This window comes from Erwinia sp. Eh17-17 (genome assembly GCF_039675725.1).
Taxonomy (GTDB): domain Bacteria; phylum Pseudomonadota; class Gammaproteobacteria; order Enterobacterales; family Enterobacteriaceae; genus Erwinia.
The window spans coordinates 487,097-507,704 of sequence record NZ_JBDFQT010000001.1 but is presented as its reverse complement, the minus strand read 5'-3'; the positions used below and the strand labels follow the sequence as shown (position 1 = coordinate 507,704).

23 protein-coding genes are annotated in these 20,608 nt (G+C 54.4%); 8 read left to right on the top strand and 15 right to left on the bottom strand.

The genetic code is table 11. From position 1 onward, the window contains the following. Positions 1-144 precede the first annotated feature (144 nt). From ABEH87_RS02210 to ABEH87_RS02185, 6 genes are all read right to left on the bottom strand, one after another. On the bottom strand, positions 145-1,122 hold the full coding sequence (locus ABEH87_RS02210) for a D-cysteine desulfhydrase (protein ID WP_346573515.1): 978 nt from the start codon (positions 1,120-1,122) through the stop codon (positions 145-147). Between the two features lie 84 nt (positions 1,123-1,206). Continuing rightward, a complete protein-coding gene (gene fliZ, locus ABEH87_RS02205) occupies positions 1,207-1,710 on the bottom strand; it encodes a flagella biosynthesis regulatory protein FliZ (RefSeq protein WP_062742545.1) in 504 nt (167 codons plus the stop codon). 43 nt (positions 1,711-1,753) lie between these two features. Then, the gene (locus ABEH87_RS02200) at positions 1,754-2,476 is read right to left on the bottom strand and encodes an RNA polymerase sigma factor FliA (protein ID WP_346573513.1); all 723 of its coding nucleotides are present in this window, start codon (positions 2,474-2,476) and stop codon (positions 1,754-1,756) included. A 167-nt stretch (positions 2,477-2,643) separates the two neighbouring features. Next, complete coding sequence (locus ABEH87_RS02195; RefSeq protein ID WP_346573511.1) at positions 2,644-3,612, bottom strand: HNH endonuclease signature motif containing protein; 969 nt, start codon at positions 3,610-3,612, stop codon at positions 2,644-2,646. Between the two features lie 74 nt (positions 3,613-3,686). Next, entirely contained in the window at positions 3,687-4,892 is a 1,206-nt protein-coding gene (gene fliB / locus ABEH87_RS02190; RefSeq protein ID WP_346573509.1) for a flagellin lysine-N-methylase, read from the bottom strand. An 83-nt stretch (positions 4,893-4,975) separates the two neighbouring features. Further along, the gene (locus ABEH87_RS02185) at positions 4,976-6,286 is read right to left on the bottom strand and encodes a FliC/FljB family flagellin (protein WP_346573507.1); all 1,311 of its coding nucleotides are present in this window, start codon (positions 6,284-6,286) and stop codon (positions 4,976-4,978) included. A 279-nt stretch (positions 6,287-6,565) separates the two neighbouring features. Between ABEH87_RS02185 and fliD the strand changes: the two genes are divergently transcribed. The 4 genes from fliD (at position 6,566) to amyA (ending at position 10,370) form a co-directional block, all read left to right on the top strand. After that, positions 6,566-7,966, top strand: a complete 1,401-nt coding sequence (fliD, locus tag ABEH87_RS02180; protein ID WP_346573505.1) for a flagellar filament capping protein FliD — start codon at positions 6,566-6,568, stop codon at positions 7,964-7,966. 9 nt (positions 7,967-7,975) lie between these two features. Further along, entirely contained in the window at positions 7,976-8,374 is a 399-nt protein-coding gene (gene fliS, locus ABEH87_RS02175; protein ID WP_346573503.1) for a flagellar export chaperone FliS, read from the top strand. Between the two features lie 12 nt (positions 8,375-8,386). Next, positions 8,387-8,752: a flagella biosynthesis regulatory protein FliT gene (fliT, locus tag ABEH87_RS02170; RefSeq protein WP_346573501.1), complete on the top strand. Its 366-nt coding sequence runs from the start codon at positions 8,387-8,389 to the stop codon at positions 8,750-8,752. 139 nt (positions 8,753-8,891) lie between these two features. Continuing rightward, positions 8,892-10,370 (top strand): alpha-amylase, encoded by a 1,479-nt coding sequence (amyA, locus tag ABEH87_RS02165; protein ID WP_346573499.1) that lies wholly within the window; start codon positions 8,892-8,894, stop codon positions 10,368-10,370. Positions 10,371-10,407: 37 nt separating this feature from the next. Here amyA and yedD read toward each other — a convergent pair whose 3' ends face one another. Next, on the bottom strand, positions 10,408-10,890 hold the full coding sequence (gene yedD / locus ABEH87_RS02160; RefSeq protein ID WP_346573497.1) for a lipoprotein YedD: 483 nt from the start codon (positions 10,888-10,890) through the stop codon (positions 10,408-10,410). A gap of 155 nt (positions 10,891-11,045) precedes the next feature. Here yedD and ABEH87_RS02155 point away from each other — a divergent pair, with 155 nt between their 5' ends. Next, positions 11,046-11,369: a DUF6388 family protein gene (locus ABEH87_RS02155; RefSeq protein WP_346573495.1), complete on the top strand. Its 324-nt coding sequence runs from the start codon at positions 11,046-11,048 to the stop codon at positions 11,367-11,369. A 67-nt stretch (positions 11,370-11,436) separates the two neighbouring features. Here ABEH87_RS02155 and ABEH87_RS02150 read toward each other — a convergent pair whose 3' ends face one another. From ABEH87_RS02150 to ABEH87_RS02135, 4 genes are all read right to left on the bottom strand, one after another. Then, positions 11,437-11,616 (bottom strand): DUF2158 domain-containing protein, encoded by a 180-nt coding sequence (locus ABEH87_RS02150; RefSeq protein WP_346573493.1) that lies wholly within the window; start codon positions 11,614-11,616, stop codon positions 11,437-11,439. Positions 11,617-11,798: 182 nt separating this feature from the next. After that, positions 11,799-11,930 carry a hypothetical protein gene (locus ABEH87_RS02145; protein WP_255210125.1) on the bottom strand — a complete coding sequence of 44 codons (132 nt, stop codon included), beginning with the start codon at positions 11,928-11,930 and terminating at the stop codon, positions 11,799-11,801. 36 nt (positions 11,931-11,966) lie between these two features. Beyond that, positions 11,967-12,878 (bottom strand): DUF808 domain-containing protein, encoded by a 912-nt coding sequence (locus ABEH87_RS02140; RefSeq protein ID WP_346573491.1) that lies wholly within the window; start codon positions 12,876-12,878, stop codon positions 11,967-11,969. 11 nt (positions 12,879-12,889) lie between these two features. Continuing rightward, positions 12,890-13,165, bottom strand: a complete 276-nt coding sequence (locus ABEH87_RS02135) for a hypothetical protein (RefSeq protein ID WP_346573489.1) — start codon at positions 13,163-13,165, stop codon at positions 12,890-12,892. A 189-nt stretch (positions 13,166-13,354) separates the two neighbouring features. Here ABEH87_RS02135 and yedA point away from each other — a divergent pair, with 189 nt between their 5' ends. Continuing rightward, complete coding sequence (yedA, locus tag ABEH87_RS02130) at positions 13,355-14,278, top strand: drug/metabolite exporter YedA (RefSeq protein WP_346573487.1); 924 nt, start codon at positions 13,355-13,357, stop codon at positions 14,276-14,278. Positions 14,279-14,311: 33 nt separating this feature from the next. On the opposite strand, the gene vsr is transcribed toward yedA, so the two are convergent. Together vsr and ABEH87_RS02120 are read right to left on the bottom strand one after the other, a co-directional pair. Then, positions 14,312-14,782: a DNA mismatch endonuclease Vsr gene (vsr, locus tag ABEH87_RS02125; RefSeq protein ID WP_346573485.1), complete on the bottom strand. Its 471-nt coding sequence runs from the start codon at positions 14,780-14,782 to the stop codon at positions 14,312-14,314. Positions 14,783-14,852: 70 nt separating this feature from the next. Further along, a complete protein-coding gene (locus ABEH87_RS02120) occupies positions 14,853-16,262 on the bottom strand; it encodes a DNA cytosine methyltransferase (protein ID WP_346573483.1) in 1,410 nt (469 codons plus the stop codon). Positions 16,263-16,552: 290 nt separating this feature from the next. Between ABEH87_RS02120 and ABEH87_RS02115 the strand changes: the two genes are divergently transcribed. Continuing rightward, the gene (locus ABEH87_RS02115) at positions 16,553-18,154 is read left to right on the top strand and encodes a methyl-accepting chemotaxis protein (RefSeq protein WP_346573481.1); all 1,602 of its coding nucleotides are present in this window, start codon (positions 16,553-16,555) and stop codon (positions 18,152-18,154) included. 55 nt (positions 18,155-18,209) lie between these two features. Here ABEH87_RS02115 and ABEH87_RS02110 read toward each other — a convergent pair whose 3' ends face one another. Further along, a complete protein-coding gene (locus tag ABEH87_RS02110) occupies positions 18,210-18,458 on the bottom strand; it encodes a hypothetical protein (RefSeq protein WP_346573479.1) in 249 nt (82 codons plus the stop codon). 73 nt (positions 18,459-18,531) lie between these two features. Next, a complete protein-coding gene (locus tag ABEH87_RS02105) occupies positions 18,532-19,236 on the bottom strand; it encodes a phosphohydrolase (protein ID WP_346573477.1) in 705 nt (234 codons plus the stop codon). A 599-nt stretch (positions 19,237-19,835) separates the two neighbouring features. Here ABEH87_RS02105 and ABEH87_RS02100 point away from each other — a divergent pair. After that, a complete protein-coding gene (locus ABEH87_RS02100) occupies positions 19,836-20,492 on the top strand; it encodes a hypothetical protein (RefSeq protein WP_346573475.1) in 657 nt (218 codons plus the stop codon). The last annotated feature ends 116 nt before the right edge of the window (positions 20,493-20,608 follow it).

Here is a 20,608-nt window from a genome sequence, read left to right as displayed (position 1 = left end):
GCGGATCACTATGAGGATCGTCTGATTTCGTCCTGATTGCTTTAGCTGTCTTAACGTTTATCCTGCCATCGCCAGCAATATCCACTGATTTCAGGCAGGTGATTTTTTTAATTTAAGATTACCCTTATTAAAAAAGGCCGTCTGCTACTGAAAGGCGAATAGCGCCGGTGCGCCGCCGGTATGAATAAACACAATCGGCCCCTCACGGCGGAAACGATGCTGGGCGATACCATCAATCAGCCCCGCCATCGCCTTCCCGGTGTAAACCGGATCGAGGAATATTCCCTCCAGCCGCGCCAGCAGTTTGACCGCCTCCATACCTTCTTCACTCGGATGGCCGTAGCCAGGGGCGAAGTAGTCATCCCAGAGGGTGACGGGGGCCGCACAGGCGACGTCCAGCGACCGGGCCAGTTCATCGCGGATCGTTGCAACCTTCGGTAACTGAGCAGCCACGCTGCGCGACACGGTCACGCCGACCAGCTCCGTTTCCGGCAGCAGCAGCTCCAGCCCGACCGCCAGCCCGGCATGCGTTCCGGCGCTGCCCGATGCCACCACCACGGCGGCAAAATCGACCACGCCTTCACTCTGGTGGGCAATTTCCTGCGCGCAGTCAACGTAGCCCAGCGCACCCAGCGCGTTAGAACCGCCAACCGGCACCACGTAAGGCCGGAATCCCTGCGCTTCGAGCCGCGTCGCCTGCTCCTCCAGTTGGGCAGCGGGAGCGTGGAGCGCATCGACCATCACAACCTCGGTGTCCATCAGCTCCAGCAGCAGCCGGTTACCGTTGCTGAGGTAGTTTTCCGCCACGCTGCCGGTCGGATTTTCCAGCAGAGCCACGCATTTCAGGCCCAGCTTCGCCGCTACGGCCGCCGTCTGACGCACGTGATTAGACTGGATGGCTCCCGCCGTCAGCAGCACATCGGCCCCGGCGCGCAGCGCATCGGCCGCGATAAACTCCAGCTTTCTGAGCTTATTGCCGCCCAGCGCCACAGGCGTGACATCGTCACGTTTGATAAAAATGTCGCGGCCAAGGTAGTCGGATAAACGGGGAAGATATTCTAACGGCGTGGGTGAGCCCAGCAGTTCAAGACGGGGAAAGTGATTAATATTAAGTAAGGACAACGCGGCCTCCAGTGCAGGCGTTCAGGTTATCCTTACAGTGTTGCAGAAGATGACCGCAGGGTCATCTTCTTATCTCGCAGAGGCTTAATTGCGCTGCCAGCCGAGAAACTGATCGTATTTGCGCAGTGCTATGCGGTAGTTATTATTTCCCGCATCCGGCAGATCGTTTTCCAGGCACTCATGCCAGCTGGGGCCGCTCAGGCGCTCCGCCGGGAAACCTCTTGCCGACAGCATATCGTCCAGACGACGCAGGCGAACAACATATTCGCGAATGGTGCTGTGGCTCATTTCGGTCTGCTCAAACAGATACTGCTTGAACGCCATGATGTCAAAGTAAGTAGGATGTGTGTTGCAGTAAATATCGCTGCAAAAACGGCACAGCGCCGTAAGCTCATTCTGTAATTTTAACCAGACCTGATCGTCGATCAGCTGGTCCATCCGGGCGATAGCCTCTTTGTTAATGATCTGACCACGAAAAACCAGTGCCATACGATCTAATACTTTCCCGCAGTGGGAGCAGTTGCTCTGGCTGTGTTTGTAGTCTTTCAAATAACGGCTCAACGGCCTCATTTTAGTTTTGGATCCCATTCGAGATTCCCCGGTTGGTGTTGAGAGTGCAAAACTGACGATGTCAGCGCGCCCCCGTTAACCGGGCGCGCAGGCGTTTTATCGCCTGACTGTGCAGTTGGCTGACACGGGACTCGCCCACCTCAAGCACTGCGCCAATCTCTTTCAAGTTCAGTTCTTCCTGGTAATAGAGCGTCAGCACCATCTTTTCGCGATCGGGCAACGCCTCAATCGCTTCAATGACTCGCTCGCGCAGGCTTCCTTCCATCAGCTGGTGCAGTGGATTGGCTTCTTCATGGCCGTCCGTCACCAGCTCAGCGCTGTCACCGTGTTCTTCACGATATTCGTCGTAGGAGAACAGCTGGCTGTTATTGGTATCCAGCAAAATCTGCCGGTACTCCTCCAGCGAGACATCCAGCTGAGAGGCCACTTCCTGTTCGGTGGCAGAGCGGCCCAGCGCCTGCTCCACCTGATGCATGGCTCCTGCCACTTCACGCGCATTGCGACGCACGCTGCGCGGCGCCCAGTCACGGCTGCGAAGCTCATCGAGCATGGCACCACGAATTCGCTGAACCGCATAGGTGGTAAATGCGGTGCCCTGCAGCGCGTCATAGCGCTCCACGGCGTTCAGCAACCCGATGCCACCTGCCTGCAGCAGATCGTCCAGTTCCACGCTGGCGGGCAGGCGAACCTGCAAGCGCAGTGCTTCATGGCGAACCAGCGGTACGTAGCGCTGCCACAACGAATGTTTGTCCATCACGCCATCGGCGGTATATAGATCGTTCACTCTGACCTACCCTGCGTTAATTAAGTTATCGGCACGATTATCTGTTTCTGTAGGGCAGATTGATTGGGGGAATAGCGGTAAAAAAGGCGGGTTATTTCATTTTTGTGGCCCTGAACGATCCCTGCGTCACAATTTTTCGACGCGGGGATCCCTCAGACGGTAACGGGTCAGTTTTTCAGCAAAAGACGCTGGCGGGTATTCTCCGGTACCTGTTGCCACAGGGCACAGACTTTGCCTTCCAGCTCCTGATAAAACGGTAACAGCGTGTGATCTTCCGGCAAGGTGCGGCGAAAATGCACCGTACCCTGCAGAGGATCAATGGTAATACGTCGGCTGGTAAACAGCCGCTGCAGGTCGCTGCGCAGGAACAGGCCATTGTCGGCGCTGTTATCCAGCAGGAACCCCTGCTCGTTCTCACGCGTGTCAATATGACAGGCTTCCACCCACGGCCAGGCGTGCTCGTCGGTGAGCAGCGTACCGGTAATCACGCAGGCACCGTAGCGCTGGCGCACCGCGTTGCTGAACTCGTGATGGCTGGCCCGGTGCCAGAGCCGCGCTTTAACCCGCCGCCCGACCTGAGTTCCGGGGATCACGCCCGCCGGGGGCGGCAACAGCGGTGACGTCAGGACCACAATAAACTGTAGCTGTCGTGAGTATTCAAAGCACGGCTGAGACTGGCGGTCATAGAGCTGCCAGTAATCATCTTCGTCGTCGCTGCGCAGCAGCGTCAGGGTATAGCCCCGCTGTTGCAGCAGACTCTGCGCCATGATGGAGGCCGGGTCGAGCATCGCCAGCACTTTGCTTTCCCCCATCACCTTCCAGGTATTCCACGGCGCGGGCTCCAGCGGACGACGAAAATAGAGAAAACTTTCCTGGCGCTGCAAATAGTGCTCGAAGCGCTGCAGGTAATTTTTACGTTCATTATCGTTGGTAATAAACAGCAGATCTTCCAGCGGAATATGGCTGTCTTTGCTGGCAAAGATGGCGCGGATAGTCCAGTTTTTGCTGGAGGTCGAGGGGCTCAGTAATCCCCTGGTCGTCAGCGATTTATCATCGGGGTACTTTCTGCTGTAGCGGTCGTTGATCTCCTCAAACGGCAGCAGTTCCCCAGGTAACAAGTCATAATTGAAGCGCATAGCACACTCCAGTGAAAAAACCCCGCAGGGGCGGGATTTAATAAAGGTAAAAAGGATTTACGTTTAAAGAGCAATTACTTCAAAAGATAAATCAAAGACAGATCGTCGTTGACCTTGACCTGATCAATTTCCTCAAAGAACGCAGCCATTGAAGAATTATTATGTTTCGTCACGGCATGGAAGCTATAAATAATATTTACAATATCAAACTCGTCAATGACGCCCACCAGCTCTACGCAGGCAGCAATCAGCGATCGAATCATAAACCACTCGGCGGTCAACAGATAAAGACTGGCTAACGGTGAGCGCCCCTCGTAACCCGGGAACGTATCACTGTAAATGCGATATTGCAGATAATTGCTGATCAAATGCGGGCGCTCTGCCATCCACGGCATCACTTTTTCATTCCATACCGCATCAAGCCGCGCCATAGATGAGCCAATGTCATTCTCTTTCGCATCATGAACCTGAATATGCACCAGCTTGAGCAGGTAATGCTGCAACATACCGGAAGAGCGCGTTGCCGTTTTAGCGGAAAAATAGGTTTGCATCCTTAACAACAATGACCACTGTAATGGGTGATTGTTGTTGAGTTCAGCAATGCTTTTCGCCACAGAACCGTTTTGAATCGCGTCAATGATATTGAAATAATCATTTTCTAAGGCTTCGGCATTGAATCCCTGATCCTTTTTCATCTGATCAAGATGGAGCAATAACATGGTGATGCCATATAACCCTTCATTGGCATTGCAACCCGCCGTTTTGATCATGTTGGCACACATCAGGTTGACTAACTTGTGCTCGTTATCAACGTCCACATTTTTGTTTGCCGTAGCCTGAATCTGTACTGACTGATTTAACAGCATCGCATCCGGGCGGCTTAACAATTGTTTTGTCGCTTCCGGGCAGGAAAGTGTGAGGGATTTATTGACCTCAAATTTATACGCTTGCTGAATACGGGGATAGGTGGCACAGGTTGGGCTGAGTGCGGCGGGTCCCATCTGTTTATGCACTTTGCACAGCTTATCCTCATCCATAAACGCACAGCTTTTTTGGGCGCTGAGCTTCATCACGCCCCATTTCTGGAAGCTTTTCTTCACCGTCACAATACTTTCTGAAGCAATATTTCTGATGTCAATCTGGGTGCTTTTCAGATAGCGATTGACCGTTGTTTTATCCAGTGTGACATCCCACCCCTTGCAACAGTGGTCACGACATTCACTGCCAACACACTTGAAGTCAGTGACAAAAACCGGTTCAACAACTTTAATCTCTTTCATAATCGGTTCCGCTTAACATCGAATTATTGCCTTAATAAAAAGGCGACCTGAGGTCGCCTTTCGTGTGCTTATCGATAAATCGATTAGCCCTGCAGCAGAGACAGAACCTGCTGTGGAACCTGGTTAGCTTTAGCCAACACTGAGTTACCCGCCTGCTGTACGATCTGTGCTTTAGACAGGTTAGACACTTCAACCGCGTAGTCGGCATCCTGAATACGAGACTGTGCTGAAGACAGGTTGGTAGTGGTGTTGTTCAGGTTAGTTACCGCTGAGTTCAGACGGTTCTGTACCGCACCCAGGCTTGAACGGAAGGTATCAACCTGAGCAATCGCTTTGTCCAGCATGGCCAGTGGGTTAGAAGAAGCTGCGCCAGTGAACTGAGCAGTTGGGGTTGCACCTGACAGCTCGACAACAACTTTGTTGTCAGTACCGGCTTTAGTGTTGTCATCTGCCAGTGCAGTAGTAACGGTAGTTGCGTAGTTTTTGCCCTGGAAGGTCACATAACCCTTAGCAGCGCCAGTTGAGTCAGTACCGACTTTGATCAGCTGGTTAGCCTGCGTTGCAGCAGTAGTCAGACCGTTGGTGCTATCTTTATACTCAACGTCAGCTTTATTCAGCGTTACTGCACCAGAAGTATGGTTGATAGACGCTGAGTAGAAATCGCTACCGCTCTGTACCACGAACTGAGCAGTTGGAGCGCCAGTTGAAGACAGCGTGTTGTGCAGGGTCAGGCTAGATGCATCAACAGTTTTACCGGTTGAAGTAGTCAGTGCAGTGGCAGCGGCTGACAGGTCAACAGCAACTGGTGCAGTTGCAGCAGCGCCAGTGATCTGAGTGATGGAATCGCCAACTTTCAGAGCGTTACCAGACACAGAGAAACCGCCCAGCCCCAGTGTAGAGGAGTCAATTTGCTGCAGGTCGATGTCAATTTTCTGACCGTCGTTGGCGCCAACCTGGATGGACATTTTGCCATCTTTAGCCAGTACGTTCACGCCGTTGAACTGAGTCTGACCCGATACGCGGTCGATTTCAGACAGACGGGATTTGATTTCGTCCTGGATGGAAGACAGGTCAGAGGTAGAGTTAGTACCAGTAGTTGCCTGTACGGTCAGTTCACGAACGCGCTGTAAGTTGTTGTTGATTTCTGACAGTGCGCCTTCAGTGGTCTGCGCTGCAGAGATACCGTCGTTGGCGTTACGAGCGGCCTGAGTCAGACCTTTAATGTTAGAGGTGAAGCGGTTAGCAATCGCCTGACCAGCAGCATCGTCTTTCGCGCTGTTGATACGCAGGCCAGAAGACAGGCGCTCAATAGAAGTAGACAGAGCAGACTGGTTTTTGTTGATGTTGTTCTGAGTGATCAGCGAGAGGCTGTTGGTATTGATTACTTGTGCCATGATAAAGTTTCCTGTTAAATCATTTCGGGTTAAGTGGTTGGGCTTGTTTGCCCCCCGGCTTCATCGCCGTCAAAGTTGTTATCGTCTGTCCCCCGCTAACCTTTAGATTTTTTTTAGCCTCACCGCGTTTTTTTTTCGTTTTGCCCTACCCGCTGAAATACCCCTCCTTATTGCCGCTATTCGCTTTATTGCCGTTGCACAAATAATCGTAAACTTTGTTCATCAATGGCCGATAACTTCGGTATTCATACTCCGTCCTGATTATATAAAGGAAACATCATGGCAAGTGTATCTACCTTAGGTATCGGCTCCGGCCTCCAGTTAGCTGACATCCTTGACAGTATGCAGAAATCAGAAAAGGCTGCGCTGACCCCAATCTCCGCGCAGCAGACTGCTTATACTGCCAAGCTGAGCGCCTACAGCTCTATGAAGAGTGCACTGACCACCTTTCAGGTGGCCAATGACAAACTGAACAAAGCCGATCTGTTCAGCTCCACCAAAACCGTCAGCAGCTCGACGGCATTCAGCGCCACCACCAGCGCAGGTGCGGTAGCGGGTAAATACACCATCGCCGTTTCTCAGCTGGCGACCGCACAAACGCTGACCACCGCGTCGCAGACCAGCAACACGACCGCGCTGGCGACGGCTGACAGCAAGATCTCCATTAAACTGGCCGGCAGCGACAAAGCGGTTGAAGTGAGCGTCAGTGCCGCTGACTCCTCGCTGACCGGTATTCGCGATGCGATCAATAAAGCGGATACCGGCATGACCGCCAGCATTATCAAAACCGGTGATGGCAGCTACCGTCTGTCGCTGACCTCGGATAAAACGGGTGAAGATAACGCGGCTACCATCAGCGTGACTGGCGACAGTGCTATTCAGGGGTTGCTGGCCTATGACGGCACTCCTGGCGGTAATGTCACACAGAGCGTTGCCGCTCAGAATGCCCTGCTGAAAGTAAACAACGTTGATATCGAAAACAGCAGCAACACCATCAGCGATGCGCTGGAAGGGATCACGCTGAATCTGTCGGCAGAAACCACCGGCACCCAGACGCTGACCATCACTAAAGATACCAGCAGCGCCTCGAAGACCATTGCCGACTGGGCCACCGCGTATAACGCCCTGCAGGACAGTCTGAATACCCTGACAAAATACACGGCTGTTGATACTGGTGCTACACAAGACAGCAGCAATGGCGCTCTGCTCGGTGACAGTACACTGCGTTCTATTCAGTCGCAGATGAAAAACCTGCTGACCAATACCGCCAGCACCTCGACGTTTAAAAGTCTGTCGCAGATTGGCATCACTACCGACCCCACCAGCGGCAAACTGATTACCGATCAGAGCAAGCTGGATACTGCGCTGGCAAAAGATCCGGATGGCATCAAGGCGATGATTATCGGTGACGGCAAAACCACCGGCATCTCCACCAAAATCGCCACAAATCTGACCAGCTGGTTATCCAGCACCGGGATCATCCAGGCAGCAACGAATGGCGTCAGTAAAACGCTGAACAACCTGACCGTGCAGTACAATAAGGTCAGCGACACTATCGATGCCACCGTCACACGACTGAAAGCCCAGTTCACCGCGCTGGATGTGATGATCAGCAAACTGAACAATACCAGCAGCTATCTGACACAGCAGTTTGCGACAACTAACAGTTCCACTAAGTAAGGAGCCACAATGTATAGCGCCAGCGGTACTAAAGCCTATGCAAAGATCGGCGTCGAAAGTGCAGTGATGAGTGCCAGCAATGACCAGCTGATCACTCTGCTGTTTGACGGGGCACTCAGTGCCCTGGTTCGCGCCCGTCTCTTTTTGCAGGAGGGGAATATCGTCAAAAAAGGGGAGTCACTCTCTAAGGCGATTAACATTATTGATAACGGTCTGAAACTGGGCCTGGATGAAAGCAGTGAAGACGAGTTAACGCAAAATCTGTTAGGCCTGTACCGCTACATGGTGCATCGTCTGCTGCGCGCTAACATCGACAACGATCCTCAGGGGATTGAAGAAGTTGAAGCGCTGTTGCGCAATATCGCCGACGCCTGGAAAGAGGTTTCAGGCACAACCGCTCTGGTTTAGGACTCTGTAGACATGAACATTGCCCCACATCTGCTCGCGATTTATCAGGAAATTTTGACTCACAGTCAGTCGATGCTGCGTCTGGCTGGAGAAGGACAGTGGGACGAACTGATTGATACGGAAGTCAACTACCTCAGCGCCGTGGAAAAACTGGCGAAAACCACGCAGAACAATCCGGTTCCTAACCATACTCAGGAACAGCTGCGCCCGATTCTCCGCCATATCCTTGATAACGAATCAGAACTGAAAGTATTGCTGAAGCGTCGTCAGGATGAGATTTCCGGCATGATCCAGCAGGCCGGGCGTCAGAAGTCGGTGCACAATGCCTATACCAAAGCGTCCGGCGTGGTGCTTTTTCCCACCGGAGCTAACGGATAAACCTGACAGTTAACTCGCATGTCCCCTTTTACGTTGTCCTGTGGGCCAGAGTGAAATAAATATTTCTACCCTGGCCCGCGCTTTTCTCCCCGCTTCGCTCATACTTCATTTTCCCGTCTGGCGAAAATGGATCCACGACATGCACAATCCCACTCTGTTGCAGTTTTTTCACTGGTACTACCCTACAGGCGGCAAACTCTGGCCGGAAGCGGCAGAACGTGCGGCATGGCTGGCAGAAATCGGTATTACCGATGTCTGGCTGCCCCCGGCTTATAAAGGGGAATCCGGCGGTTATTCGGTCGGCTATGACAGCTATGACCTGTTTGACCTGGGTGAATTTGAGCAGAAAGGCTCACGCGCCACCAAGTATGGCGACAAAGAGCAGCTGCTGGCTGCGGTCGATACACTGAAATCTCACGGCATTGGGGTGATTCTTGACGTCGTGCTCAATCATAAAATGGGCGCCGACGAGAAAGAGCAGGTGCAGGTTAACCGCGTCAACCCGGATAATCGCGAAGAGATAGACCCCGACGTGCTGACCGCCGAGGCCTGGACGCGCTTTACCTTCCCGGTTCGCGGCGGACAGTATTCGCAGTTTGTCTGGGACTACAAGTGCTTCAGCGGCGTTGACCACATCGAAAATCCTGATGAAAACGGCGTTTTCAAGATTGTTAATGACTATACCGGCGAAGGCTGGAACGACCAGGTTGATGATGAGCTGGGCAATTTTGACTATCTGATGGGGGCGAATATCGATTTCCGCAATCACGCGGTGACCGAAGAGCTGAAATACTGGGCGCGCTGGGTGATGAAAGAGGTTCACTGCCGCGGGTTCCGCCTTGATGCGGTGAAACACATTCCCGCCTGGTTCTATAAAGAGTGGATCGAGCACGTACAGGAAGTCGCCGATCAACCGCTGTTGATCGTGGCGGAATACTGGTCACACGAAGTGGATAAGCTGCAACAGTATATTCACCAGGTCGAAGGGAAGACCATGCTGTTTGACGCTCCGCTGCAGATGAACTTCCATACGGCGTCCAGACAGGGAGCGGACTACGATCTCAGCCAGATCTTCACCAATACCCTGGTGGCAACCGATCCGTGGCATGCGGTGACCATTGTCGCCAATCATGATACGCAGCCGCTACAGGCGCTGGAAGCCCCGGTAGAGTCATGGTTTAAGCCGCTGGCGTACGCGCTGATTCTGCTGCGGGAAAACGGCATTCCAGCACTGTTCTACCCTGACCTGTTTGGTGCCAGCTATGAAGATGAAGGCGGCGATGGCGAACAGCACCAGATTGATATGCCGGTAATTGACGGGCTGGAAACGCTGATCCGCGCACGTCAGCAGTATGCCCACGGTGAACAGCGCGAATGGTTTGACCACCCTAACTGCATCGCTTTTGCCCGCAGCGGCACGCAGGAGATGCCGGGCTGCGTGGTGATCATGTCAAACGGTGACGCGGGCGAAAAAACGCTGGATCTGGGGGAAAACTATGCCGGAAAAAGCTGGCACGACCTCCTGGGGTATCGTGCAGAGACCATCGTCAGTGACGAACAGGGCAGCGCGGTATTTCGCTGTCAGCCGGGAAGCGTCAGCGTGTGGGTGATAAGCTGACGTCCTGCCGTGGCCAGACCGGCCACGGCAGCGCGGATTATTTTTGCGTATAGGTCATTTTATTATGGGCTTTCGGCGCTGCAGCCTGCTCAACCGGCTGTGGCGCTGCTGCCGCTTTCGGTTTCGCCAGATCGCCGAGCGCTTTCTGGCACTCCGGCGTAGGCTGAGACACCTTTTGCAGAGTCAGCTTATCGTAGTGCAGCTCTGACCCTTCCAGCTCCAGCGGCATCACGCGCGCCTGCTGATTCACATTCACCCAGTCACCGTCAAAGAATGTCACCTTGCCCGGTTTAGCAATCACGCGCTGCCACTGGCGGCAGTCCAGCGTATCGCCCCCGGCGGTGATAATCAGGCTGGCTTGCGCCTTATCGCTGACCAGACCGCGCTGCGGCCCGAAGGTCTGCCAGTTTCCTACCAGCGCTGCCGGTGGCGGTGTTTTCACGGCGGCCGCGTAATCAGGTATCTGCGCACAGCCACTGAGGGTAACAACCGCCGCTGCGGCAACAATCCACTTTTTCATTTTTTCATCCTGATTTATCAATTAGGCGATACGTTATAATTTTTACCCGCCCCGCCGCAAGCCCGATGCGTCCTGTCGGGCTGACTTTCGCCACTCAGCCGCGCCGTGTACACTAGCGCCTGCAAATTTCAGTGCCACTATCCGGACCCATCGTTATGAAAACCGTTGAAGAATATTACGCCATCGCCAGAGATCTGTTTCTCGAGGCCCACCCGACGCTGAAATCCGGCATTGAGAACCTGACGGCCGAACAGGCCGCCACGCTCGGCATGAGTGTGCCTCAGCTTCAGTCAATGCAGAAAGATCGCGCCTATGCAGCGTACGTGCGCGAAAAGAAACTCGACGGTATGCTGTTTGCGATCCAGCTGGCAGAGCCGGATAAAGAGGTGATGGTCGCGGCGATTGAAGCGTATCTGCACACCCATGCCGAGGCACTGGGCATGAGCTGGGAAGAATTCTGTATTAAAAACGAATTGTAACCGAGCAGCAGAAAAAATGCGGGTCGGGCAAGCCGACCCCTGATAGTCCGATTGCGGTACGAGGTTGCTAGCCCGCTAACCGGCTAGTGGACGATAAACACGACAGCTCTTCTTCACGAAACGCCTCGCGGCGCACGCTGAAACCGTCATACCAGCGACACTCGACCATCCCACTGGCGACGCCGGTGACAATCATCGCCTGACCACCTTCCTTATGTTGCACTTCATCACTGACTATAAAGCTCATATAAAGCACCTCCCTATCTGGTTATCAATCGTCAGGTAGTTATAGCATCTGAATATTAAGCGCGCTGTTAACGCGAGGTAAAACAATTGTTAAATTCAAATAAGCAGTTAAAAAGGCTGAATATAAAAAAAGCGTGTAGTTTTACTACACGCTTTTTATGTGAAATCCGTCGCATTTTGCGATTAGATTTTGCAGCCTTCGCAGTCGGCTTCGTCGCCCAAATCAGCAGGCACTTCGGCCGCTTTCTTCTGAGCATTGGCTTCCGCCTGCTCCAGCTGAGCATCAATATCAAATTCAAACATATCGTCGTTCATCATAACTCCTGGACATTTACTGATTTCAACTCGTCTTTATACTGATTTCTGGCGCATTCTGGCAATCAAATTTACCCCGCACAGCACAATCGACCCCACGATAAAGCCGATGATCAGATTCGCCAGGTTGCTTACCAGCATCACCAGCAGCCCGTGCAGGCCTGCACTGAAGTGCTCAATGGTGTGATGCAGGAACGGCACACCGTGTACGATAATGCCACCGCCCACCAGGAACATCGCCAGCGTACCGACTACCGTTAAAATCTTCATCAGCCACGGTGCGGCAACCAGCAGCACGCCGCCGATAGCCTTTGCCGCCGCGGATGACTTCTGCTGCAACCACAGACCGAGATCGTCAATTTTTACGATGCCAGCCACAATGCCGTATACGCCGATCGTCACCAGGATGGCCACGCCGGACAGCACAATGACCTGATTCAGCAGCGGCGCTTCCGACACGATGCCGAGAGTAATCGCCACGATTTCCGCCGAGAGGATAAAATCGGTGCGAACGGCGCCCTTGACCTTTTTCTTCTCGAATTCCGCCGGGTCCTGCTGCGCTGCTTTCAGCAAACGTGCTTCACGCGCCTGTGGCGTCTCCTGGCTTTTATCTTTATGCAGGCTGTGCAGCACCTTTTCCACGCCCTCGAAGCAGAGGTAGGCCCCGCCCACCATCAGCAGCGGCGTGATTGCCCACGGGGCAAAAGCACTGATCAGCAGCGCCAGCGGCACCAGGATCAGCTTGTTAAGGAAGGACCCTTTCGCCACGCTCCATACCACAGGCAGTTCACGGTTGGCTTTCACCCCGCTGACCTGCTGGGCATTCAGCGATAAATCGTCACCCAGCACACCGGCGGTTTTCTTTGCCGCCACTTTGCCCATCACCGCTACGTCATCCAGCAGTGTGGCAATATCGTCCAGTAAGGTCAGTAAACTGCTTCCGGCCAAAATCAGATTCCTTATTCATATTCATCATGTTGACAACAGGGGCACTGCTCCATTTCAGTCACCGTCATATCGGCGATGCCATCACAGTCCCACTCAACGCGCACTGCCTGCCCCTGCGTTTCCGCATGGTGCAGATATTTACTCACCGGGCTTTCCGTCATCCCGCTAATCTCTTCGGTGGCAATCAGACGATCGCCCACATAAACACGCGCCGTCGCTTGGGTATTCACCATGCGCTCGCCGCTGAGTTTGTACAAACGTCTTACCGTCAGTTTGACACTGGCCATAGCCCACCCCTGGCTGGCTGTAGTAAAGAGGGAAACGATCTAAGCAATTATGGGCAAAGAGTGCAAATTTTGTAAAAAAATTCCTCACGCCTGGGATAATTAGTGGCAAAATCTTTCCCCTGTTCGTTTTTACCCGCTGATTTACCCGCCTGCTGTTGACGGGTCTTCTTTCAAGGATATGAACCTGAAATGACGTTACGCCGCGCCCCTGCTCTGCTGCCGCTTCTTGCCGCACTGTTCTCACTGTATTTCATCTGGGGATCCACCTATCTGGTGATCCGTATCGGGGTCGAAAGCTGGCCGCCAATGATGCTGGCCGGGATACGCTTCCTGCTCGCCGGTGCGGTACTGCTGGCTTTTCTGTTACTCCGCGGGGAAAAACTGCCCTCGCTGCGCGCGGCGGGTAACGCCGCGATTGTCGGCGTCCTGCTGCTGGCGATGGGAAATGGTGCCGTCACGGTGGCTGAACATCAGCATGTGCCATCCGGGCTGGCTGCGGTGATGGTCGCCACCGTGCCGCTGTTTGCCATGTGCTTCAGCCGGCTGTTTGGCATTCCTACCCGCTGGATTGAGTGGCTGGGCATTGCGGTCGGCCTGGTGGGAATTATTCTGCTGAACAGCAGCGGCCACCTGGCCGGCAATCCCTGGGGCGCACTGATGATCCTCGGCGGCTCGCTGACCTGGGCATTTGGTTCGGTGTGGGGTTCGCGCATCGAACTGCCAAACGGCATGATGGCCGGGGCGGTCGAGATGCTGGCTGCGGGGGTGGTGTTGCTGACAGCCAGTCAGTTGAGCGGCGAGCATCTGGTGCAGAAGCCCTCACTGGCCGGTTTCTTCTCGCTCGGCTACCTCAGCCTGTTTGGCTCTGTGATTGCCATCAACGCCTATATGTTCCTGATCCGTAACGTTACCCCGGCGATAGCCACCAGCTATGCCTATGTGAATCCGGTGGTGGCGGTACTGCTCGGCATCGCTTTTGCCGGTGAGAGTCTGTCTGGCCGTGAGTGGCTGGCGCTGGTGATTATCGTGCTGGCGGTGATCCTGGTGACGTTGGGAAAATATCTGTTCCCGGCAAAACCGATAGTGAAACCGTGCACGGAGAAATCCTCCTGAGCAAGCGGGCGGACCGGAACAGACGGTCCGCCCCTACGGCAGGGTACGGATACCCTGCTCGTCGATCTCGCCGTTGCCGCTGGCGGCGCAGATCCACTCCTCCAGACGGGCACTCAGCGCCGCCTCCTCCAGCCGGGTTTTACCCCGCAGCGCGCATTCCCACACCAGCAGAACCCGCCAGCCGCTGGCGCTCAGTTCCTCTATATAGCGTTTATCACGCGCCACATTGCTGTCTATTTTTCCCTGCCAGAAGGCCGTGCGGGTAGCGGGCAGTTTAAACAGATGGCAGTGATGCCGGTGCCAGAAACAGCCGTGTACAAAAATGATCGCCTGATAGTCAGGCAGCACAAAATCAGGGCGTCCGGGCAGCGATTTGTCCTGTACCCGGTAGTTCAGCCCAAGCCCGACCAGCAGCTCGGCCAGCCGCTTTTCGATTGCCGTATCGCGGGTACGAATAGCGCGCATGTTCTTACTACGGACTTCTGATGAGTGAACGTCGGCCATCTTGATATTCCTTTCATGAAGACCTTAAGTGTAGCTAAAAGCGGCCCTGGCGTGATGACCGGGGTGAATTTCACCGGCGCTGCTGCACGGCCTGTTCAATCCACGGCAGCAGCAGCTTTGCCACGGCGGCAAACGCCGGCACCACCACCGAGTTGCCAAACTGGCGATAGGCCTGCGTGTCGGAGACCGGGATATGGAAGTTCTGCTCTCCCGGCTGCTCAAAGCCCATCAGCCTGGCGCACTCGCGCGGCGTCAGGCGGCGCGGCCGCCGCTGCTGGTTGTCGGCATGGTCAAAATCCGCTTCCCCCAGCGCTTTATCCCAGCCGCGATCGATGAGGATTTCCGAGCCGTCCTTGTAATAACGGGCCGACAGCGTGCGCACCACACCCTGCTCGCGCGCGGGATCAACCAGACCATAACCAAAACCGTTGCCGCGCGCCTGGTGCTTTTTCGCATACTGGTAGAGGTATTTCCACAGGGTCGGCGTCAGGATGTATTTGGCGTCCACATCCGTGTCGAGCAGCGCTTTCAACGGCGTGCGCTGCTGCGGATAGAGCGTGGACAGCGCGCTGAGGCTGAAGGCAGGCAGCGCCAGGTCGCGGCGAAAGCCCACCAGCACAATGCGCTCGCGGTGCTGAGGCAGGAAGTGCTTACCGTCGATAATCTTCGGGTCTGGCGTACCGGAAACCGCGGCATCCGCCACGTCGTAACCCAGTTCATCAAGCGTGGACATAATAATGCGGAAGGTATTGCCCTTGTCGTGGCTTTTCAGGTTTTTGACGTTTTCCAGCACGAATATCGCCGGTTTCTTCGCGGTGATAATACGTGCCACATCGAAAAACAGCGTGCCCTGCGCTTCATCTTCAAAGCCATGTTTACGCCCCAGCGCATTTTTCTTCGACACGCCGGCCAGCGAGAACGGCTGGCACGGGAAGCCGGCCAGCAGCACATCATGATCGGGCACCTGCTGGCGAATATGCTGATAGGCCTGCTCTTCACCGACCCCGGCATCCCCGCTTAACGTCACGTCACGGATATCCTGATTAAATCGATGCTGCTGCTCGTCACAGTACCAGTTGGCTTTGTAGGTCCGCACCGCGTGTTTATTCCATTCACTGGTAAACACGCACTGCCCGCCAATCGCTTCGAATCCGCTGCGAATGCCGCCAATTCCGGCAAACAGGTCGATAAAGCGAAACGCATAGTCGGGATGGTGCGCCGGTGGTGCCGGCAGCATGCTGTGCAGCAGGCTGACCTCCGCCTCATTTAGCGTTTTACGACTGCTGCCTTTCACCCAGCGGTTGACCGATTCGCGCGTCCACTCCTGCTGGCTGACCTTGCGCAACGTTGCTGCCACGGTTTTCTGGTCATAAATTTCCAGCACGCGCAGCAGCAGTTGACGGTCCTGCTCTTCTTTATGTTGTGCCTGCACTCGTGCCTGTTCTGCCAGCTCAGCGGCCACGCGGTCAAAATCGCTCATATTCACTCAGTTAAAGGGGATAAACAGGTGTCAGTCTATCACTTCATTGACCCAGCGCCAGGGGGAAATTGCCCCCTGGCGCTCCGCCCGCTGACGGGGGGAAGCCACAGTGACACCAGGGCCAGTGGACGATGGGGGCTGGCCGACACGGTTGCCGAAATTGTCAGCGGGAATCCTCAGGAAAATTTGCCTTAACGGCAGAAAATCTTCTTTTTAGCCCGCTGGCTGCCAGGCTGTAACACCAGTGACACACAAGCCGCGAATACTCCGTTTTATTTTAAGGGGTTACCATGTCAATGCTCACTCTGCTTCCCCTGCGCGGGACGCTGCTGCGCCCCCGCTTAGCGCGGTTAATCAATCACGGAAAATGGCTGCGCAGCCTGCGCGGCGGATTCATTCTGTTTCTGCTGATCTTCTCTCTGCTGCAGTGTGCCAGCGTGCTGTTACTCACCCGGCTGGTCAACACCACCGGGGCTAACGTATCCGATATCCATCGTCTGTCCGGTCGCCAGGCGCTGCTGGATAAAGCGCGTATGGAACTGCTGACCGCCAGTGACAACAGCCATCGCGCCGGGATCTACCTGATGCAGGATAATCAGACCGGCTCGGTCGACAGCTGGAAAAGCCTGGCGGAAACGGCGCAGACCTCTCTGGATAATGCCCACAAGCTGTTCGCACAGTATCCGGTGGCCAAAGACAGCCCGCTCAAACAGAACTTTGATCTGCTGGCCGACGGCCTGCAGGAACAGCTGAAAGGGCTGAATGCGCGGGATATTGACGCCTTTTTTATGGTGCCGATGCAGGCATTTCAGCAGCAGTTTAACGAAAGCTATTATCAGGAACTGACGCAGGCCAACCACCAGGCGGACGACCTCAACCAGTCAACGCTCTCTTCCCTGACGGAAAGCCGCGACCTGTCTCTCGGCATCTCGGCGCTGCTGGGGACACTGCTACTGCTGGGAGGCATGCTGCTGCTGCGCGGAGTGATCCAGCCGCTTGACCGCGTGTCCGGCTGGCTGGCCAGGATCGCCACCGGGGATATTTCGCAACAGCTTCAGCCGGGGCGGTTACAGTGCAGCGAAATCCGCCAGCTCAAGCAGAACGTCGCCGGGATGCAGCAGGGCCTGCAACACATCGTTGGCGAGATTAACGCCATTTCCAGCGCCGTCCGGGAGAGCGCGGAGTGCATGGCGCAGCAGAACACGTTATTCAGCAGCCATAATCAACAGCAAAGCAGCGCCTTTGAGCATATCAGCCAGCGGCTTAACCGCGTGGCAGAAGAAGTTGGCCACAGCGTCACGTTCACCCAGAACGCCACGCAGCAGGCGCAGGCCACTGACCATCTTACCCAGCGCTGTGGCACCGTCATGACGGCCGTGGAAGCCCAGATGCGGCAGATTGTCGAGGCCTCTACAGAGATCTCCGGCATCGTCTCCCTGCTGGACGGCATTTCACTCCAGACGCGGCTGGTCGCACTGAACGCCGCCATCGAGTCGGCCCACGCCGGGGTTTACGGCCGCAGCTTCTCGATCGTGGCGAAAGAAATCAGCCTGCTGTCGGAGAAAAGCAGTTCCTCCACGCGGCTGATTGACGGACTGATCGGCACGACACATCAGCATATTGACAGCGGTTTTGCTCAGGTGCAGGCGCTCGACGGGCTGTACCAGGAGATGACCTCGGCGGTGTCGGGTGTGGTTACCCTGCTGAATGAATTACAGCACAACGCGGATGCTCAGAGTCAGCGGGTCAGTAACATCGCTCTGGAGATTGGCCGCCTGACCGGGCAGGTAAAAGAGAGCGAGCAGTTGACCCGGCGCAGCGCCGGCACATCAGAGGCACTGGTTGAACATGCGCAGAGGCTGTCTCGCAGCGTCAGTCAGTTTGTTTTATAGGGGGCAGACAGAAAAGGAGAAGCGTCTCTCTGTGTGAGAGACGCTGCAAAGCGGGTTACTTCTTCTTCTTCGACTTCTTCAGCAGAGCACGAACCTGTTTCAGTTCGGACTGGCTTAACTGTTCACTGGTCTCTTCTTCCGTATGGGTATTGTCTACCGCATTCGGTGCCTGGGCAGAAAAACTCTGTACCAGATGCTGAGTGACTAAATCACTCAGAGAGAGCTGGCTGTCGAGCGCAAGGGTTTTAATCGTTTCTTTTAAGGCGGGATCGATCTTAATCGTTAAGCTTACTTTGTCGGTCATTGCCTGATTCTCCTGAGAATTGTCTCAACAACGTAACCTGTAACACACGCTTTAACCATACTGTCACAAAAATTTAATATTTGACGTCAGCAGGCGCGAACTCGGCCAGCACCTCTTTATCCAGTGCACAAAAATCCCCTCGCAGTTCAGCGCACAGCTTGGCCATGTAGGTCACCAGAAAACGGGCATTAACCTCAGCCAGACGCCGCCCTTCTGCCGTTTGCATCGTTTCAGGCAGTTTAAGCAGTTTTTTCTGGAAATGATCCAGCGCCCACTCGGTGTCATCCAGCGGACGTTCACGCGCCAGCGGGTCGTTACTGTCAAACAGCGAGCGCCCCAGCGCCCCTGAAACATAAAATACCCGTGCCAGGCCTATCGCCCCCAGTGACTCCAGACGGTCGGCATCCTGGACAATTTTCGCCTCCAGCGTTTCCGCCGTCACGGCGGCACTGAAACTGTGCGCATGTACCGCATGCGCCACCGCTTCTATCTTGTCCGGCGGGAAATCGGTGAAAACGTCTCGTAACACCCGGCGCGTCTCGTCTGCGGCCTGAGCGGAAGCCAGATGGCGCTGAGGATGATTTTTCGGCAGGTTAACAATATCGTGAAAATAGCAGCCAGTCAGGACGACCAGCGCATCGGCTTCTGTCCCTGTCATGATGCGCTGCGCCGACTGCCACACGCGTTTAAGGTGCGCCACATCATGGGCTTTATCATCGTGCTGCCAGGTTTCATGCAGCCAGTGTTCAAAGCGTGATTGCCAGTGTGTCAGAGTCATAGACTTCTCCTTAATTTTTTGAACTTGTTGAGATGTCAGTGGCCGGCCCCCACTGTAACGGGTGATCCCTTTCATCATAAAAATGCGATCCACTTCAAACTTATAGCCGCTGTTGCGCACTTGTTACAGCATTTTTTACAGTTTCAGTCTTTTCCGTTCATTTTTTAATGGATGAATTTTGATCAAACTGATAAACAAAGATTATGATACGAAGCAGGCATCACCGTAACAACAGACACATAACTTCGCGACAGCGATCCACAGTCCGGGTCATCAGGTCCGGTTATTTAAAGGGAAAATAATCAGTCTCTGAGAGGCAGCTATCACACTAACGCATTGTAATAGGGTAAAATGTCAATCTTGTTACGCCGCAGGTTATCTCTCAGAACACGCCGGGCACAACCTGATACCGGCCCTGGGTAACGGCACCCGCCCTGAGACGGGCAGAATGTCTTTATTTTTATAAGATATCCTGATGATTAGAGAAAAAAACATCCCAATCCCTTTTTTTGAGCTAATGTTAGGAGTTATCTGTATTGTTTTTTTACTTTGCTTATGAACCAGGAACTGGTTAAGAAAGTCATTTTAGAGGTCAAACCATGAAAGAACGCCCGATTCTATTTAGCGATCAACGGGTGCGCGCCCTGCTCTCAGGCCAGCAGAAACAGACACGGCGCATCATGAAGTCCCAGTTATTTGGGCCAGGCCAGGACAACCACGAAGGTTGTTACGGTATTGATGTATTGAGCAATAACCTGCAGGGCAACCGGGTGCTGGGGATGGAAAATCTCAGCTACCACTGCCCCTATGGACAACCGGGTGACCGCCTCTGGGTACGTGAAACCTGGCGCGGGCCGGTGGTGCCTGCGGATCAAATGTCGCAGTATCAGCACTCCCCTGCGCAGTTCAAAAACATTGATTACTGCCAGTATCGTGCCGATTCCAGCGTCTACAGCCCGGATGAAGTCGATGAAAATTTTGGCTGGCAGGCGGGCATTCATATGCCGCGCTGGGCAAGCCGTATCGATCTGGTGATTACTGCTATCCGCGCCGAACGGATCCAGGACATCAGTGACGACGACGTGATTGCCGAAGGCGTACAGGTTGACTCTCACTTCCTCAATAATTTCTTCACTATGCACAGTGAAGCCGTTTCTGCGAAAGATGCCTACCGCAAGCAGTGGGCCCTGCAGTACGGCGGCACCAGTTGGGAAGTCAATCCCTGGGTGTGGGTGATTGAATTCTCCCGTCTGTAAGACACAGGCAGCGCTGATTTTTTTCAGCGCTGCTTGCGTTTAGTCACAGACAGCAGTCAATATAACTGATTGAGTATTCCCCTTATTCACTGGCGTGTCAGCCTATCAGGTGGAGT

Coding starts and splice junctions, on each gene's coding strand:
- fliZ (WP_062742545.1), bottom strand. CDS start 1,710: ATGGGATCCAAAACTAAAATGAGGCCGTTGAGCCGTTATTTGAAAGAC.
- ABEH87_RS02195 (WP_346573511.1), bottom strand. CDS start 3,612: ATGCGCTTCAATTATGACTTGTTACCTGGGGAACTGCTGCCGTTTGAG.
- fliB (WP_346573509.1), bottom strand. CDS start 4,892: ATGAAAGAGATTAAAGTTGTTGAACCGGTTTTTGTCACTGACTTCAAG.
- ABEH87_RS02185 (WP_346573507.1), bottom strand. CDS start 6,286: ATGGCACAAGTAATCAATACCAACAGCCTCTCGCTGATCACTCAGAAC.
- fliD (WP_346573505.1), top strand. CDS start 6,566: ATGGCAAGTGTATCTACCTTAGGTATCGGCTCCGGCCTCCAGTTAGCT.
- fliS (WP_346573503.1), top strand. CDS start 7,976: ATGTATAGCGCCAGCGGTACTAAAGCCTATGCAAAGATCGGCGTCGAA.
- fliT (WP_346573501.1), top strand. CDS start 8,387: ATGAACATTGCCCCACATCTGCTCGCGATTTATCAGGAAATTTTGACT.
- amyA (WP_346573499.1), top strand. CDS start 8,892: ATGCACAATCCCACTCTGTTGCAGTTTTTTCACTGGTACTACCCTACA.
- yedD (WP_346573497.1), bottom strand. CDS start 10,890: ATGAAAAAGTGGATTGTTGCCGCAGCGGCGGTTGTTACCCTCAGTGGC.
- ABEH87_RS02155 (WP_346573495.1), top strand. CDS start 11,046: ATGAAAACCGTTGAAGAATATTACGCCATCGCCAGAGATCTGTTTCTC.
- ABEH87_RS02150 (WP_346573493.1), bottom strand. CDS start 11,616: ATGAGCTTTATAGTCAGTGATGAAGTGCAACATAAGGAAGGTGGTCAG.
- ABEH87_RS02145 (WP_255210125.1), bottom strand. CDS start 11,930: ATGAACGACGATATGTTTGAATTTGATATTGATGCTCAGCTGGAGCAG.
- ABEH87_RS02135 (WP_346573489.1), bottom strand. CDS start 13,165: ATGGCCAGTGTCAAACTGACGGTAAGACGTTTGTACAAACTCAGCGGC.
- yedA (WP_346573487.1), top strand. CDS start 13,355: ATGACGTTACGCCGCGCCCCTGCTCTGCTGCCGCTTCTTGCCGCACTG.
- vsr (WP_346573485.1), bottom strand. CDS start 14,782: ATGGCCGACGTTCACTCATCAGAAGTCCGTAGTAAGAACATGCGCGCT.
- ABEH87_RS02120 (WP_346573483.1), bottom strand. CDS start 16,262: ATGAGCGATTTTGACCGCGTGGCCGCTGAGCTGGCAGAACAGGCACGA.
- ABEH87_RS02115 (WP_346573481.1), top strand. CDS start 16,553: ATGTCAATGCTCACTCTGCTTCCCCTGCGCGGGACGCTGCTGCGCCCC.
- ABEH87_RS02110 (WP_346573479.1), bottom strand. CDS start 18,458: ATGACCGACAAAGTAAGCTTAACGATTAAGATCGATCCCGCCTTAAAA.
- ABEH87_RS02105 (WP_346573477.1), bottom strand. CDS start 19,236: ATGACTCTGACACACTGGCAATCACGCTTTGAACACTGGCTGCATGAA.
- ABEH87_RS02100 (WP_346573475.1), top strand. CDS start 19,836: ATGAAAGAACGCCCGATTCTATTTAGCGATCAACGGGTGCGCGCCCTG.